Below are 14,515 nucleotides of genomic sequence, written 5' to 3'. Positions count from 1 at the left end.
CTGGTTCTCTAATCCTGCTCAGATTACGGCAATCAAGCGCAAAGGAATGGATGTGATTGCCATGATCAAGAAAAGCAGTCGGATCAAGTATACCTACAATGACGAGCAGCTTAACATCAAGGAAATCTATTCTAAGAACAAAAAGCGTCGTGGCAGATCCAAATATCTTCTTTCTGTTGATGTCATCGTAGGAAAAGAAAATCCAATCCCTGCCAAAATCGTATGTGTTCGAAATAAGGCTAATCGTAAGGATTGGCTTGCTTTCATCTGCACTGATACATCTCTTAGTGAAGAAGAAATCATTCGGATTTATGGAAAACGCTGGCAGATTGAAGTTTTCTTCAAAACCTGTAAGTCCATGCTCAACCTGATTGGAGAGTGTCACAGTTTATCTTATGATGCACTAACTGCTCACGTAGCAATTGTGTTTACCAGATATATGCTACTCGCAACGGAACAACGGCAGAACGAAGACCAGAGAACGCTGGGAGAGCTATTCTTTTTTCTCGTTGATGAAATGGCAGATATTACTTTCAGCAGATCACTTGGCATCCTGATGGATGCCTTAATGGCGAGCCTTCAGGAAATCCTGAAGCTGAGTGACGAGCAGCTTTCTGCCCTTATTGCTGATTTTGAATCCAGACTGCCAGAATATCTGCGTAATGCACTCCATCCAGGGACTGCGATGGCATAAATTGCTATTTTGTTAGCTGAAATATTGAATTTTTAAGGTGCGAAGCCCATTTGGGGTATGGGAAGTCTTAGTTATATAGTAGTGAAAAACTTGCCTGAATTCAATTTTCGATTTATCATTGGATTCAGGCATATTTTTTGTAGATGTCGCGCAAGGCAACCCGTTTTAGGCGGAGGATCCTGCAGGCAGTTTTTTATATGCCGTGAAAAGGAGAATACCATGAACATAAAACGAGCAAAGCAGGAGATCAGAGATTCCATAGAAGCATATCTTTCAAAGGACGAATTCGGTGAGTACCGGATCCCGGCGATCCGACAGAGACCGATCCTTCTTATGGGCCCTCCGGGAATCGGAAAGACACAGATTATGGAACAGATAGCAAGGGAATGCGGGATTGCTCTTGTTTCCTATACCATTACCCACCACACCAGGCAGAGTGCGGTGGGACTTCCTTTTATTGTAAAAAAGAATTATGATGAGGAAGAATTTTCTGTCACGGAATATACCATGAGTGAAATCATTTCGTCCGTTTACGACAAAATGGAAAAAACAGGTCTGAAAGAAGGCATCCTGTTCATTGATGAGATTAACTGCGTATCTGAAACACTAGCGCCGATGATGCTGCAGTTCCTTCAGGGAAAAACCTTCGGAAACCAGAAGGTGCCGGAAGGCTGGGTAATCGTCACAGCAGGCAACCCGCCAGAATATAACAAATCCGTCCGGGAATTCGATGTGGTCACTCTGGACCGTATCAAGAAGATCGATGTGGAGGCAGACTTTGATGTATGGAAGGAATACGCCTATCAGCAGGGAATTCATCCGGCGGTGATCTCCTATCTGGAGCTTCGCAGAAAAAATTTCTACAGGGTGGAGAATACCGTAGACGGAAAGATCTTTGCCACAGCCAGAGGCTGGGAGGATCTTTCACGTCTGATCCAGGTTTATGAGATCCTTGGAAAAACTGTAGACCGTGAGGTGGTCAGTCAGTACATTCAGCACAGGATGATCGCGAAGGATTTTGCAGGCTATCTGGCTCTTTATTATAAGTACAGAACGGACTATAAAGTGGAGGACATCCTGAAAGGAAAGTGGGATCCCATTACTCTGGGTAAGATCCGCACAGCCTCTCTGGACGAGCATTTGAGCATTGTAAGCCTTCTCAACGGAAAGCTCAGCGAGCTTTTTACAGAATGCTGTCTTACCGATACCTACCTCACGAAACTGTATGATTATATGGTGTACTTCAGAGAAGATCAGGACAGCCTCACAGCAAAAAATCTCATGGAAAAAGCAGAGGCGGATCTTGAAAAGGACAAAAAGAGTGAGCTTCTTACAAAACAGCAGGAGCGTATACAGAAACGTGTTGTGTCATTCTTTGAAAATGCGTCCGGATTGGAAGCGGCCGGATCAGATAAAACCGGATCCGACTCAGGCCCGGCAGGAGGCAGAAGTGCTGCAGCAGAATCGGAAGATCCATCGTCAAACAGGAACTATGAGTTTGTGAAAGTCCTCTTCGAATCCGAAACCGAAGCCTACGAAAACCGAACCGACGAAATATCTCTTACTCTTCAGAACGTCTTCGACTTTATGGAAGCTGCTTTTGGGGACAGCCAGGAAATGGTGGCATTTATCACAGAACTGAATGCCAACTATTATAGTCTCTGGTTCATTCGGGAGAACGGTTCTGACCAGTATTACAGGCATAATAAAGGTCTTCTTTTTGACGACCGCCAGAAAATGCTTCTGGGACAGATGGAGGAAGTAGAAAACATTCTCAATAATGGAATAAAATAATATTACTGTTCACTCCGTTCTCAGTAACACGCTTCGCGATGTACAGAATTTATGCTAATCGCATAAATTCGCGCGGTATGTCTCGGGTTTTCTGTGACCTTCGTTCACAAAAAACACCTCGCGGAATATTACCAGTGGACAGTAACAAAATAATATGTCTGACCAATTTATTATTTACTATTGATTAAATTGGGGAATTATCGTATAATATTTACTATAAAAGTCCGGAAAATAGAGAGGGCAAATAGTCAAAATGCACAGACTGGCTGAATGTCTGCAGAGCGATCATCTGGTGCAGAACTGCATGATGACTGAGAATGGTAAATATCCACTTGTCTATATTCCGGGATTTTTATGTAAAGGAAGGCAACACAATAATAAAGGAAGGCGGCCGAAACGGACGACATGTTTACAAAGATTACAGAAGAACGAGCATTTGACGGAATATTAGCGCAGATCATAGAAAATATCCGGCGGGGAGAACTGAAGCCGGGGGACACTTTACCTGCGGAACGTGTTATGGCAGAATCACTGGGAGTTTCCAGACCTGCTGTCCGTGAAGTCCTGCGGGCACTGGAGCTGATGGGAATTGTCACAACGGTCCGCGGCGGAGCCAACTATATTACCGAGAATATGGATCAGTGGCTTTCTGCACCACTGGCCCTTCTTTTTCAGCTGAATAACAGCCATGTACAGCAGGTACAGGAACTCCGTTCTGCGCTGGAGCAGGAGGCTGCGCTTCTTGCAGCCGGGAATTGTACGGAGAAGGATGCATTAGATCTGCGTTCCATCCTGGCACAGCTGGAGAGTTCAGAGGACGAGAAAGCCCGTGCAGGTCTTGATAAGAAGCTTCATACGAAGATTGGCAGGATCGCAGGGAATCCTATGATCTATAATGTTCTGGATGCGGCAGCGCAGCTGACAGAGGAGATCATTTCCGGCACCCGAGCCTATATTATGCAGAAACATAATTCCGCTCTGGAGGTGGATGAGCAGCACAGAAGGCTGGTGGAAGCTATTATTTCCGGAGACCGGAACCAGGCGGAGAAGCTGATGCGCGAACATATGGAAACCATTGAGAAATATATACTGGAGATTGCGCAGCAGCAGGGGGAGAACAGCCTTGTATTTCATCGCTGATCCACCTGAAAAAATTAAATAAAATTTCAGTAAAAATCCCGTTAATCTGGTAAGACCACTATTGATTTTGGTAAGACCGCGTGCTATAATAGGAACTGTATTGGTAATACCAAAAAAGTTTGATATTATGGTAGCATCCTGAAGGCTTCATGACGAGACAGCATAAGATGAGACAGCGTAAGTTGGGACAGCATGAGACTAGACAGCGTAAGGTAAGATAGCATGAGGCAGGACAGCATGAGACGAGACAGCACAGGATGAAGGTTACTGTACCCCTGCAGTATCATATAAAATATGCTGCAGGCCACAGAGCGTGGGCGGTAACCTGCCGGAAATATCAGGAGAAAGGACTTGCGATTATGGGATATGTAAAATGGAGTTATGACACACTGAACCATTTCTGCGGAGACGTTTTTAAAGCGTTTGGCTTTTCTGAGGAAGAAGGAAGCATCATTAAAGATGTTCTTCTGACTGCTGATCTGTATGGGATCGAGAGCCACGGAATGCAGAGGATGGTTCGTTACCATAAAGGAATCGAGAAGGGGACTATTCATCCCCAGGCGAAACCGGAAGTTGTTTTTGAAACACCGATTTCTGCCGTGATAGACGGACATAACGGAATGGGCCAGCTGATCAGCCATTTTGCCATGGAAAAGGCAATTGAGAAGGCAAAGACAACTGGTGTGGGAATCGTAAGTGTACGAAATTCCAACCATTTCGGTATTGCAGGATATTATGCGAACATGGCCTGCCATGAAGGCCTTCTTGGAATGGCATGTACCAACTCCGAGGCGATCATGGTACCGACTTTTGGAAGAAAGGCTATGCTGGGCTCCAACCCGATCGCAGTCGCTATGCCCGCAGACCCGTATCCGTTTTTCTTTGACTGTTCCACAACAGTTGTAACCAGAGGTAAACTGGAAATGTATAATAAGATGGGCAAGCCTCTTCCGGATGGCTGGGCACTTGACAAAAACGGTCATGCCAGCAATAATGCACCGGATGTACTTGCAAACATCGTAGCCAAGAAGGGCGGCGGAATCATGCCTCTTGGTGGAAACGAGGAAGTCAGCGGAAGCCATAAGGGATATGGCTATGGAATGCTCTGTGAGCTGTTCAGCTCTATTCTTTCCATGGGCGTTACCTCCGACAAATGCTGTACATTCCCGGATAAGACCGGTATCTGCCATGGATTTATGGCGATCAACCCGGCGGCATTCGGAGATCCGGATGCGATCCGCAAGCATTTTTCAGAATATCTTGAGGCACTTCGGGAGAGTCCGAAGGCAGACGGTCAGGACAGGATCTATACACACGGCGAGAAAGAGGTAGCTGCTGAAAAAGACAGAAAAGAGAATGGCATTCCGGTCAACGACAATACCATGGTAGAGCTTGCTGATCTCTGCAGTTATCTGAAGCTTGATTTTGGCTCTTATTTTGAAGGCTATGAGCTTCCGAAGGACAGTAAATTCTTCAATGGTAATTATTAATTCAGGTAATCCTTTTGAAATGAAATATATCATAATTATCCAAGGAGGAAAAGAAAATGGATTATGCAAAAGAGTCATTAAGACTGCATGGAGATTGGAAAGGTAAGATCGAGGTTGTTACAAGAGTGCCGGTTGAGAATAAAGACGACCTTTCTCTTGCATATACACCAGGTGTAGCTCAGCCTTGCCTTGAGATTCAGAAAGATATCAATAAATCCTACGAGCTTACAAGAAGATGGAATATGTGTCTTGTTGTAACAGACGGTTCCGCAGTTCTTGGTCTTGGTGACATCGGACCGGAAGCCGGTATGCCTGTAATGGAAGGTAAATGTGTACTGTTCAAGGCATTCGGCGATGTAGACGCATTCCCGCTTTGCATTAAGAGCCATGATGTAGACGAGATCGTAAATACTATTTACATGATCTCCGGATCCTTCGGTGGTGTTAACCTTGAGGATATCTCCGCTCCGAGATGCTTTGAGATCGAGAAAAAACTGAAAGAGAAATGTGATATTCCGATCTTCCACGATGATCAGCACGGAACTGCAGTTATCACACTTGCAGGTCTGACAAACGCTCTGAAGGTTGTCGGAAAGAAGAAAGAGGATGTTCGTATCGTTATGAACGGTGCAGGTGCAGCTGCTATCTCTATCTGCAGACTTCTTCTGAAAGCGGGCTTCAAGGATGTTACACTCTGCGATAGAAAGGGTGCCATCTATGAGGGACGTACAGAAGGAATGAACCCGGTTAAGGAAGAGATGAGCAAGCTCACAAACCTTCAGAAGAAACAGGGATCTCTTGCAGAGATGCTGGTTGGTGCGGATGTATTTATCGGTGTTTCCGCTCCTGGAGCAGTTACAACAGAGATGGTTAAGACCATGAACAAAGATGCCATCATCTTCGCATGCGCAAACCCGACACCGGAGATCTTCCCGGATGACGCAAAAGCAGGCGGAGCAAAGGTTATCTCCACAGGAAGAAGTGACTTCCCGAACCAGATCAACAACGTTCTTGCATTCCCTGGAATCTTCCGTGGTGCATTTGATGTAAGAGCAAGTGATATCAACGATGAGATGAAGATCGCAGCTTCCAAGGCTCTTGCAGATCTGATCACAGATGAGGAGCTTTCTCCGGAGTATATCATTCCGAAGGCATTCGACAAGAGAGTCGGACCGGCTGTCGCAAAAGCAGTAGCAGAGGCAGCAAAAGCAACAGGCGTAGCACGTATCTGATCTTAAGCGCCTGATACGAACCAAAACAGCCCTTCATTAAGAAGAATATATCAGACACCCGTACTCTGTAACCCGGTACGGGTGTCTTTTTGTTTCCCGGCAGGTGGTATTACCCTTTGACAAATGTCCTCGCAGTGAGTACAATAGCAAAAGAATATGATAGGAGGTTAAGCACAGCATGAAACCATGGGAAGCTAATATACGAAAAGTAGTGCCGTATACTCCTGGCGAACAGCCAAATGAGAGAGGCATGATCAAACTGAATACAAACGAGAATCCATATTCACCGGCTCCGGGTGTGGAGAAGGCGCTGAAGGCCCTTGATTCTGATACCCTGAGACTTTATCCGGATCCGACAGCAGGCGACCTGGTACACAGTATTGCCGCGTTCTACGGCCTGAAGGACGAGCAGGTATTTACAGGCGTTGGTTCCGATGACGTACTGGCTATGTGTTTTCTCACATTTTTTAATTCAGAGAAACCGATTCTGTTCCCGGACATCACTTATTCTTTCTATGATGTATGGGCAGATCTTTTGAGGATCCCATATGAGCGCCCGGCATTAGATGAGGAGTTCCATATCCGTAAGGAAGATTATTTCCGTGAAAACGGCGGAATCGTATTCCCTAATCCCAATGCACCGACCGGCGTGGAAATGCCTCTTTCCGAGATCGAGGAGATCGTGGCAAAGAATCCGGAGAGTATCGTGATCGTAGATGAGGCGTACGTGGATTTCGGAGCAGCATCCGCACTGCCGCTGATCGAAAAATATGATAATCTGCTTGTTGTGCAGACCTTCTCCAAGTCCAGATCCCTGGCAGGAATGCGTATCGGATATGCCTTCGGAAATCCGGAGCTGATCAAATATCTCAATGATGTGAAATATTCCTTTAACTCCTATACCATGGATCGTACTACCATCGCGGCTGGTGTGGCATCTATGGAGGATAAGGCATATTTTGAGGAATGCTGCCATAAGATCATTACAACAAGGGAGTGGACAAAGGCAGAGCTCAGGAAGCTTGGATTTTCCTTCCAGGATTCCAGATCCAACTTTATCTTTGCCACACATGAGAGCTGTCCGGCCAAAGAGCTTTTCGCAGCACTGAGGGAGAAACATATCTATGTAAGATATTTCCCGAAGGACAGGATCGACAATCATCTCCGTATCACCATCGGTACCGATGAGGAGATGAAAAAGCTGGTAGAATTCCTGACGGAATATCTGCAGAAATAACAGTTAAGGAGGTACTATGGAAGTACTGGTACAATGGTTTTCACACCACCTTGCACAGTTTATCTCTCCCGAGGGAGCTGTGTTCATCATTTCTATGATCCCGATACTGGAGCTTCGCGGCGGCCTTCTGGCAGCCTCTCTGCTGAAGATATCGGCTGCGAAGGCACTGCCGATCTGTATCGTGGGAAATATTGTTCCGATTCCGTTTATCCTGCTTTTTATCCGGCAGATCTTTAAATGGATGAAAAAAACAAAGACGTTCAGAGGTCTGATCACAAAGCTGGAAAACAGAGCTATGGGAAAGAGTGACCAGATCAAGAGATATGAATTTCTGGGACTTCTGCTGTTTGTGGGAATCCCTCTTCCGGGCACAGGAGCCTGGACAGGTGCACTGATCGCCTCTCTTCTTGAGGTGGATATCAAAAAATCCTCCATTGCGATCCTGTGCGGACTTTTTATGGCAAGTGCCATTATGTATATTGTTTCTTATGGAATTGTAGGAAATGTAGTGCATTGATCGATCGCAGAGAAGGAATGTCTTTTTGATCGAGATCGGATTGAAAATAAAGAAATCCCTTACCGGATCTGTAAAATGATATGTGTTCTGTATTCCGGAAACATATCAGAGATCGGTAAGGGATTTTTTATGTGTTTTTACATATCAGGCAGAGGTATACCGAGAAGATCCTTACATAAGTCTGCGCTTCAGCATGTCCGCGTTTAAAGCGTATTTCAGAGCTGTATCCCTGGTGATACGGCCTTTTTTATATAATTCCAGAAGGCTCTGGTCCATAGAACGCATCTGCTCCTGACCGGATGTGGAGATCACGCCTTCGATCTGGTGTACTTTATTGTCGCGGATCATATTGCGGATGGCAGGAGTCAGGCGCATGATCTCGAAAACAGGAATGTTGCGTCCGTCCACATCCGGGATCAGCTGCTGGGAGATCACAGCCTGAAGGACCATGGAAAGCTGGAGGGCGATCTGATGCTGCTGGGATGGCTCAAACACGTCCATGATGCGTTCGATGGTGTTGGCTGCTCCCAGAGTATGCAGGCTGGAAAGGACAAGATGACCGGTTTCCGCAGCGGTCATGGCAGTCTGGATGGTTTCATGATCACGCATCTCTCCAAGAAGGATCACATCCGGGCTCTGGCGTAGTGTGGCACGAAGAGAAGTCAGATAGCTTTCGGTGTCGGTACAGATCTCGCGCTGGCTGACGATACAGCGATCATGGCGGTGGAGATATTCCAGAGGATCCTCCAGAGTGATGATATGGCCTTCCCGGGTATGGTTGATCCGGTCGATCAGACAGGCCATGGTGGTGGATTTACCGCTTCCGGCAGAACCGGTAACAAGGACCATGCCACGGGTATATTCGGAGATGTTCATCACATCCTCGGGAATGGAAAGCTCTGCAGGATCCGGCAGCCGGAAGGCGATCACGCGGATCACGGCAGCCAGGGAACCACGCTGCTTGTAGGCATTGACACGAAATCTGGAAACACCGGGAATGGAAAAAGAAAAGTCATCATCACCGGTTTTCATAAGACGGGATATATCGCGATTTTCCGCAAGGCCGTAAATGGTGCGGAGTAAATTTTCTGTCTGATCAGGCATCAGCCTGTCACCACGGTCCAAAAGATGACCGTCGATTTTTTCTGCCAGGGGGCGGCCTGCGATGATAAAGATATCAGAGACACGCCGGTTGGCAGCTTCTGCCAAAAATTCAGGAATAGGGGTATCCATAGGTTTATTCTCCTTTAAATACATTCTGGTGGTTGTCAGGTTGCCAGGATCCGGTAAGCTCTGTGTTCCATTGCAGGATCTGATAAGCGGAAGAGCTTTTTTCCTGCGGGTAAAAAATCTCAAGCACTACAGAAAGCTGTTGTGTCTCGGAAATTCCAACGGAGAAGGAAAGGGTGTGGCTGTGGGAATCCCAGCTGAGATCGTTCCTTGTGTCCGCAAGCTTTTGTATCATGGAAAAATATCTGGTCTCATCGGAAGCTTTTTCCCTGTATTGCTCCAGATCATCACGGATTTCTGAAACGGTTTCCGTGGCGCTTGCGCAGCCGGTGTAATAATTTTCGGTCTGTTCCATAGAATGTCTGGCTGTGTTAAGACTGGATCTGGAGCTTCCAAGAGTAAGCAGAGCAAGTACACAGAGACACAGCACAGAGAAGATAAGAAACAGGGAAGGAATGCCGACAGTTACAAAAAACGTATGCTTCTGTTTCAATGTACAGCCTCCCTTCTGTAGTCATCAACAGGAAAACGCAGGGTGATCCGGTAAAGCTCACTGCAGTTGGAAAGCTGCCGGAAAGAAAGCTCGCCGGATTTTTCTGAAGAAGAAATATCTGTTTCCAGGATCATTTCACAGGCGGCTTCTCCGGAAGAGCAGCTCTGCCAGTTACGGTCATAATACCAGATCAGGTTGGTGTTCTTTTTGATGCCCCCCGGAAGCAGAGAGAGGAACTGTTCATCGGTTCCGTCAGTGCCTTCCAGTATCTCGCCCACGGAGGTTGTGAGAGCCTGGATCTGGTTCCACTGTTCTGCCTGGAGCCGGTTTTTCCGTGCTGCCGCGAAGATCTGGATGCAGGTAGCTGAGGAAAGTGACAGAAACAAAAGGGCAAGGATCATTTCCATCAGAAAAAGGCTGGTACCGGAATTATGTCTTGATTCTTTCATGATGCCTCCTTTTTGTCAATGCGATGAAGCAGAAATTCCGAGCGGACTCCCGTGGTACTTTCCAGGGAAAAGTGGTAAAAACCATTTTCCATTTCCGAAAACCGGAAATCGGAAAGCTGTGAGATGACGGTTCCTGCATCGGAACTGGCCTGAGAGCCTTTTGCAGTGAAAAGCTCCATCAGACTGTCATTCTTCAGGTAAATATACGTGATATATTCTTTTCCTTTGATATCGTCCCGGAAACAAAGGGCAGGAATATCATCCAGGGAACCGGAAAAGATCTCATCGCCGCGGTCGTGCTGCCGGAATTTGGTAGTCAGATAAGTTGCTGCGGTCCCAAGCTCGGAATCGGAGTCAGTCTGTTTCACAGTCTGCTGGTAAATCCGGGCGGAAAATAGCAGCATCAGTATAAGGAACAGAACAAAAACACCGAAAAGAAGAAGCGAAAAAAGAGAAGAAACGGAATGTCCGGTGTTCTTCCGGTGATTCATGAGGCATTCCCTCCTTTCGCACTGCCGGACAGAGCGATCACGCTGATAGACGGCAGGAGATTGGAAACGTTAGGAACATACTCTACTACGAATTTGGTTTTGTCATAAGTGATATGATAATCCAAGAGAAGCTGGGACAGGCTTTCGGGATATGTGCCTGTGAGGGCATAGGTGCGGATGGCACCGTTTTTCAGTGCCTGTTCCAGAGCATCCTGTTCTTTGTGTACGGCCTGGTCGGAGGTGCTGCTGACACCTGCCACAAACAAGGTGCAGGATAAAACCAGAAGCAGCGCCGGAAAGAGAAGAAAAAATGCTCTGAGAAATTTTGTTCTGCGGCTTTCAAAAAGTTCCATGCGGTCACCACCTTACATTGCAAAATCTGAGAGGATCCCCAGAAGCGGCATCATGACGGATAAAAGGACCAGCCCCACAAGAAGAGACAACAGGATCACGATGGTAGGCTCCACAATGGAGACTGCCTGTGAGATCAGATCTATGGATCTTTCGGTGTACTGCCGGGAAAGCCTGCGGAAGGTTTCGTCACTGGAACCGGAATAGAAGGATATCGTGATGAGACGGCCTTCCATGCCGCCGAACAGACCGGATTCTGTAAGAGCCCTGGAAAAAGTTTCTCCGCTATCCAGGATAGAGGAAGTCTTCCGGAGTCTTTCGAGTATCACCGGCTGTGAGATCAGATCCTTTGTAAGCTCCAGGCTGGTTTCCGGGGAAAGTCCGCTCCGAAGCCCCAGGGAAAGGCCCTGGGTCAGACGACTGTAATCCATGGCAACCGGGATCTCACGGAAAAACGGGAGATGGATGGCCATTTTTCGCAGCTGGCTGTGACCTTTTTCCGTAAGACTGAAAAACAGGATGCAGCCAGTGAGGGCTGCGGCGAGGATCAGAAAAACAGAGGAATACCGGCTGATCACGTTGCCTGCATTCAGAAGTCCCCGGGAAACCCCGTTCATTTCCATTCCCATCTGGTTAAATACCTGTTGAAATACCGGCAGGACTTTTATCAGAAGGACCAGGATCACAACAGCCATCATGCCAAGCATGAGCAGCGGGTAAGTGACTGCAGACCGTATCTGTCCTGAGATTTCTTCCTCCTGTTCATAGTGGGAACTGAGACTTTCCATGATCTCATCCAGGCAGCCGGTTTCCTCACCGGTCCGGACATAGGCGGTCATGGATGTGGGAAAGATCCCGGATTCGTCAAGAGCCCGGGAAAGAGAACCGTTTTCTTCCACGGAACGGATCAGGGGTGTGAGGATCTGCCGGTCTGCATCGGTCTTGCTTTCGTCGCAGAGGATGTGAAGTCCTTCAGCTGTGGATATGCCGGAATGCAGAAGCATTCCCATCTGCCCGCAGAAACTGGATAATTCCCGGGCTGTCAGTTTGTTTTTCATAATAAGGTCTCCTTTAGTGGGTCAGCGTGTGAACTGTACCGTATAATTGCTTTCATCACCGATATATTCCTGGATCGCTTCATCACCATCGCTGTTGGCGTCAAAGGTGGGATCCATCAGCTTCCAGGTGTCTCCGTCAAAAGATACTGCCTTTGTCACCCAGCCTCTGCCACGGATATAAACATCGATCCATGCATGCTTTACATCACCGGAATAGCCGATCTGAAGCTTGCAGGGAATGTCCTGGCTGCGGAGCATTGCAATAGTCAGTGCAGCGTAATCAAAACAGATCCCCGTGCCGGTGCTTAAAGTATCATCTACATCAGGAAGATAACCGGCTTCGACAGAATCAGCTTTGTCATAATCGTAGGAAATATGACTGGTAACATATGTATAGAAGGTTTTCAGGATGTCGATATCGGTCATGTCTTCTTTGACAAGAGAGGCTGCCAGTTTGCAGGCTTCACTTTTGGAAGAAAAGTCCACGTACTGGTTTGGATACAGAAACGGAAGAAATTCATTCTGAAGCTTTACTGTGAGCGTTTCCGTGTAAAGGGCGGCATACTGGTTTCCATCAACCTGCTGATAGCAGGTGATGAGATACTCACCGGAGCCTTCGGAAAAAGGAAGTACCGCCTGTTCATCAGGTTCCAGAAAATAGGAATAGACCACACCGGAGGGAGCAGTAAGCTGAATGTTCATGCGGGAATCATCGGAATCGGATTCTGCAGTCAGATATCCCTGATCCTGATTGGAAATATCCAGGATCAGAGGGAAACTGCCCAGTGTTTTTTTACCGGGGACCTCCGGGGTGAGGACTCTGGCCGGAGAATATACCGGAGGTTCTTCATCGGAGGAAGGAGAATTTCCGCAGCCTGCCAGCAGGATTCCGAAAAGCAGCCATACAAAAAAGAGACGGACTGGTAAAAATTTTGACATAGTTTCCGTTCTCCTGTTATATCATGCTTTCTTTTTGAATAGTATAGCAGATTCCGTGAAAAAAAGACAGGAGCAGGGCTCAAAATGCAGTGGAAAATGTTGACATTTCAGGGAAAAAAACATATACTACAAATATAAAGGCAAACCTGTTGAAAGACAGGGACGCAAAGCCATGGGTCTAAGGTCCGAAGGATGACTATGACAGCCGGTTGCCGCATTAAATTCCGATTTAATGACGTATTCAGATAACATCTATGAACAAGAATCTGTGTGTTAATGCGGCCGTTTATTTCGTTAGAATAAGCGGCTTTTTTGATGCCTAAAATCCGGTTCAGGGTGGAAACTGAAACGTCGGCTTTCAGAAAGGTGTGAATGATATGAAAAGAACAGATATCCGTAAAATTTTTACAGGCAGGAAAAAAGCTTTAGCAGGATGCCTTGCAGCTGTTATTGTACTGGCAGGTGGCTTTAATGTCTGGCAGTCGTCACAGGTTCCGGAATTTCCGGATTTTACAGATCCGGTAATGGAGACTACCATCACAGAGGACGACACTCCACTTGCTTCAAAACCGAAGGTGACTACCAAAACGACTTCAAATACCAAGACAACCAGAAAAAAAGTTAAGCTGAAAAAAGCGGCGACCAAGACTTATACCAAGAAGCTTCCGACTACCAATAAGAAGAGTACGACCACAAAGAAAACAAACAGAAATACAACCGTAAAAACATTAAAGACAGTTAAGACTGCAACAACACAGAAATACACAAAGAAATCAAAAACAGCCGTTCAGACACGGAAAGTAACTACAACCATTCAGACGACCACAACAGTCAGGGCAGCTTCAGGTACTGCCGGCAAAGCGAATGCAGCTTCCACAAAAGAAGTAGAAAGCATCAGCATGGACAGCAAATATTCAGTAAGCAATATTGCTTCCATTGCACCGAAGATGGACAGCAGGGTGCTCAAAGCCTACAAGAAGCTTGGATTTACTGTAACGATCGATCCGTCTGTTAACTACGGAGGCTGCTTTAACGCACATTCAAGAAGCATCATCCTTCGTTTTGAGGATGAGACAATCTACCATGAGCTGGGACATTTCCTTGCTTTTGTTGCGGGAAACGTAGACAGAACAAGTGATTTTGCAGCAGTTTATAACAGCGAAAAATCCAAATTTACAGGTATCAACAGAAGCTATGCAACGCAGAACAGTTCAGAATATTTTGCAGAATCAGTGCTTGAGTATGTAACAAGTCCGTCAACACTTAAGAGACAGAGACCAAAAACATATGCAGCGATCGTGGCGGCTCTGAATAAAATTACCGATGAACGTATCCAGAGGGTCATGGATATATACGGACCGTTCTGGAGATAAAAAAGAAGCATACAGGAACGTTGGATC

Annotated in this window: 15 protein-coding genes and 1 riboswitch; of the genes, 8 read left to right on the top strand and 7 right to left on the bottom strand. The window is 46.5% G+C overall.

Translation table 11 applies throughout. From position 1 onward, the window contains the following. From ACTNDQ_RS03870 to ACTNDQ_RS03840, 7 genes are all read left to right on the top strand, one after another. The coding region (locus ACTNDQ_RS03870; protein ID WP_441063783.1) for an IS4 family transposase at positions 1–694 on the top strand (694 nt) is incomplete at its 5' end. 219 nt (positions 695–913) lie between these two features. After that, a complete protein-coding gene (locus ACTNDQ_RS03865) occupies positions 914–2,488 on the top strand; it encodes an ATP-binding protein (protein ID WP_441063781.1) in 1,575 nt (524 codons plus the stop codon). Positions 2,489–2,893: 405 nt separating this feature from the next. After that, on the top strand, positions 2,894–3,628 hold the full coding sequence (locus ACTNDQ_RS03860; RefSeq protein WP_015526167.1) for a FadR/GntR family transcriptional regulator: 735 nt from the start codon (positions 2,894–2,896) through the stop codon (positions 3,626–3,628). Positions 3,629–3,885: 257 nt separating this feature from the next. Beyond that, on the top strand, positions 3,886–5,118 hold the full coding sequence (locus tag ACTNDQ_RS03855; protein WP_441063778.1) for an Ldh family oxidoreductase: 1,233 nt from the start codon (positions 3,886–3,888) through the stop codon (positions 5,116–5,118). Between the two features lie 56 nt (positions 5,119–5,174). Continuing rightward, positions 5,175–6,350, top strand: coding sequence for an NAD(P)-dependent malic enzyme (locus tag ACTNDQ_RS03850; protein WP_015526165.1), 1,176 nt, complete (start codon positions 5,175–5,177; stop codon positions 6,348–6,350). 178 nt (positions 6,351–6,528) lie between these two features. Then, a complete protein-coding gene (gene hisC, locus ACTNDQ_RS03845) occupies positions 6,529–7,587 on the top strand; it encodes a histidinol-phosphate transaminase (protein WP_279198651.1) in 1,059 nt (352 codons plus the stop codon). Positions 7,588–7,603: 16 nt separating this feature from the next. Continuing rightward, positions 7,604–8,104, top strand: a complete 501-nt coding sequence (locus tag ACTNDQ_RS03840) for a COG2426 family protein (protein WP_118512600.1) — start codon at positions 7,604–7,606, stop codon at positions 8,102–8,104. A gap of 171 nt (positions 8,105–8,275) precedes the next feature. Here the strand turns inward: ACTNDQ_RS03840 and ACTNDQ_RS03835 are convergent, their stop codons facing one another. From ACTNDQ_RS03835 to ACTNDQ_RS03805, 7 genes are read right to left on the bottom strand one after another with little or no spacing between them, the layout of a single operon-like run. Then, complete coding sequence (locus ACTNDQ_RS03835; protein ID WP_278797085.1) at positions 8,276–9,337, bottom strand: type IV pilus twitching motility protein PilT; 1,062 nt, start codon at positions 9,335–9,337, stop codon at positions 8,276–8,278. A gap of 4 nt (positions 9,338–9,341) precedes the next feature. Further along, positions 9,342–9,827 (bottom strand): hypothetical protein, encoded by a 486-nt coding sequence (locus ACTNDQ_RS03830; protein ID WP_118608157.1) that lies wholly within the window; start codon positions 9,825–9,827, stop codon positions 9,342–9,344. Continuing rightward, positions 9,824–10,276, bottom strand: a complete 453-nt coding sequence (locus tag ACTNDQ_RS03825) for a hypothetical protein (protein WP_279198653.1) — start codon at positions 10,274–10,276, stop codon at positions 9,824–9,826. Before ACTNDQ_RS03825 ends, ACTNDQ_RS03830 begins: the two co-directional genes overlap by 4 nt. Further along, a complete protein-coding gene (locus tag ACTNDQ_RS03820; protein ID WP_015526158.1) occupies positions 10,273–10,767 on the bottom strand; it encodes a DUF4860 domain-containing protein in 495 nt (164 codons plus the stop codon). Before ACTNDQ_RS03820 ends, ACTNDQ_RS03825 begins: the two co-directional genes overlap by 4 nt. Next, complete coding sequence (locus tag ACTNDQ_RS03815) at positions 10,764–11,120, bottom strand: hypothetical protein (protein ID WP_278797089.1); 357 nt, start codon at positions 11,118–11,120, stop codon at positions 10,764–10,766. The genes ACTNDQ_RS03820 and ACTNDQ_RS03815 overlap by 4 nt, the downstream gene beginning before the upstream one ends. Positions 11,121–11,132: 12 nt before the next feature. Beyond that, positions 11,133–12,176 carry a type II secretion system F family protein gene (locus tag ACTNDQ_RS03810; RefSeq protein WP_441063774.1) on the bottom strand — a complete coding sequence of 348 codons (1,044 nt, stop codon included), beginning with the start codon at positions 12,174–12,176 and terminating at the stop codon, positions 11,133–11,135. A gap of 21 nt (positions 12,177–12,197) precedes the next feature. After that, complete coding sequence (locus tag ACTNDQ_RS03805) at positions 12,198–13,115, bottom strand: transglutaminase-like domain-containing protein (RefSeq protein ID WP_441063772.1); 918 nt, start codon at positions 13,113–13,115, stop codon at positions 12,198–12,200. 129 nt (positions 13,116–13,244) lie between these two features. Next, a riboswitch (cyclic di-GMP riboswitch) is annotated at positions 13,245–13,332 on the top strand. 160 nt (positions 13,333–13,492) lie between these two features. On the opposite strand from ACTNDQ_RS03805, the gene ACTNDQ_RS03800 reads away from it, so the two are divergent. Continuing rightward, positions 13,493–14,488: an anthrax toxin lethal factor-related metalloendopeptidase gene (locus ACTNDQ_RS03800; RefSeq protein WP_278797095.1), complete on the top strand. Its 996-nt coding sequence runs from the start codon at positions 13,493–13,495 to the stop codon at positions 14,486–14,488. Positions 14,489–14,515: the final 27 nt, after the last annotated feature.

The sequence above is a fragment of the Blautia massiliensis (ex Liu et al. 2021) genome (assembly GCF_052064225.1).
GTDB lineage: Bacteria > Bacillota > Clostridia > Lachnospirales > Lachnospiraceae > Blautia_A > Blautia_A fusiformis.
The sequence above is the reverse complement of the archived record's forward strand: the minus strand, read 5'-3'. Positions and strand labels throughout refer to the sequence as shown.

Coding starts and splice junctions, on each gene's coding strand:
- ACTNDQ_RS03865 (WP_441063781.1), top strand. CDS start 914: ATGAACATAAAACGAGCAAAGCAGGAGATCAGAGATTCCATAGAAGCA.
- ACTNDQ_RS03860 (WP_015526167.1), top strand. CDS start 2,894: ATGTTTACAAAGATTACAGAAGAACGAGCATTTGACGGAATATTAGCG.
- ACTNDQ_RS03855 (WP_441063778.1), top strand. CDS start 3,886: ATGAAGGTTACTGTACCCCTGCAGTATCATATAAAATATGCTGCAGGC.
- ACTNDQ_RS03850 (WP_015526165.1), top strand. CDS start 5,175: ATGGATTATGCAAAAGAGTCATTAAGACTGCATGGAGATTGGAAAGGT.
- hisC (WP_279198651.1), top strand. CDS start 6,529: ATGAAACCATGGGAAGCTAATATACGAAAAGTAGTGCCGTATACTCCT.
- ACTNDQ_RS03840 (WP_118512600.1), top strand. CDS start 7,604: ATGGAAGTACTGGTACAATGGTTTTCACACCACCTTGCACAGTTTATC.
- ACTNDQ_RS03835 (WP_278797085.1), bottom strand. CDS start 9,337: ATGGATACCCCTATTCCTGAATTTTTGGCAGAAGCTGCCAACCGGCGT.
- ACTNDQ_RS03825 (WP_279198653.1), bottom strand. CDS start 10,276: ATGAAAGAATCAAGACATAATTCCGGTACCAGCCTTTTTCTGATGGAA.
- ACTNDQ_RS03820 (WP_015526158.1), bottom strand. CDS start 10,767: ATGAATCACCGGAAGAACACCGGACATTCCGTTTCTTCTCTTTTTTCG.
- ACTNDQ_RS03815 (WP_278797089.1), bottom strand. CDS start 11,120: ATGGAACTTTTTGAAAGCCGCAGAACAAAATTTCTCAGAGCATTTTTT.
- ACTNDQ_RS03810 (WP_441063774.1), bottom strand. CDS start 12,176: ATGAAAAACAAACTGACAGCCCGGGAATTATCCAGTTTCTGCGGGCAG.
- ACTNDQ_RS03805 (WP_441063772.1), bottom strand. CDS start 13,115: ATGTCAAAATTTTTACCAGTCCGTCTCTTTTTTGTATGGCTGCTTTTC.
- ACTNDQ_RS03800 (WP_278797095.1), top strand. CDS start 13,493: ATGAAAAGAACAGATATCCGTAAAATTTTTACAGGCAGGAAAAAAGCT.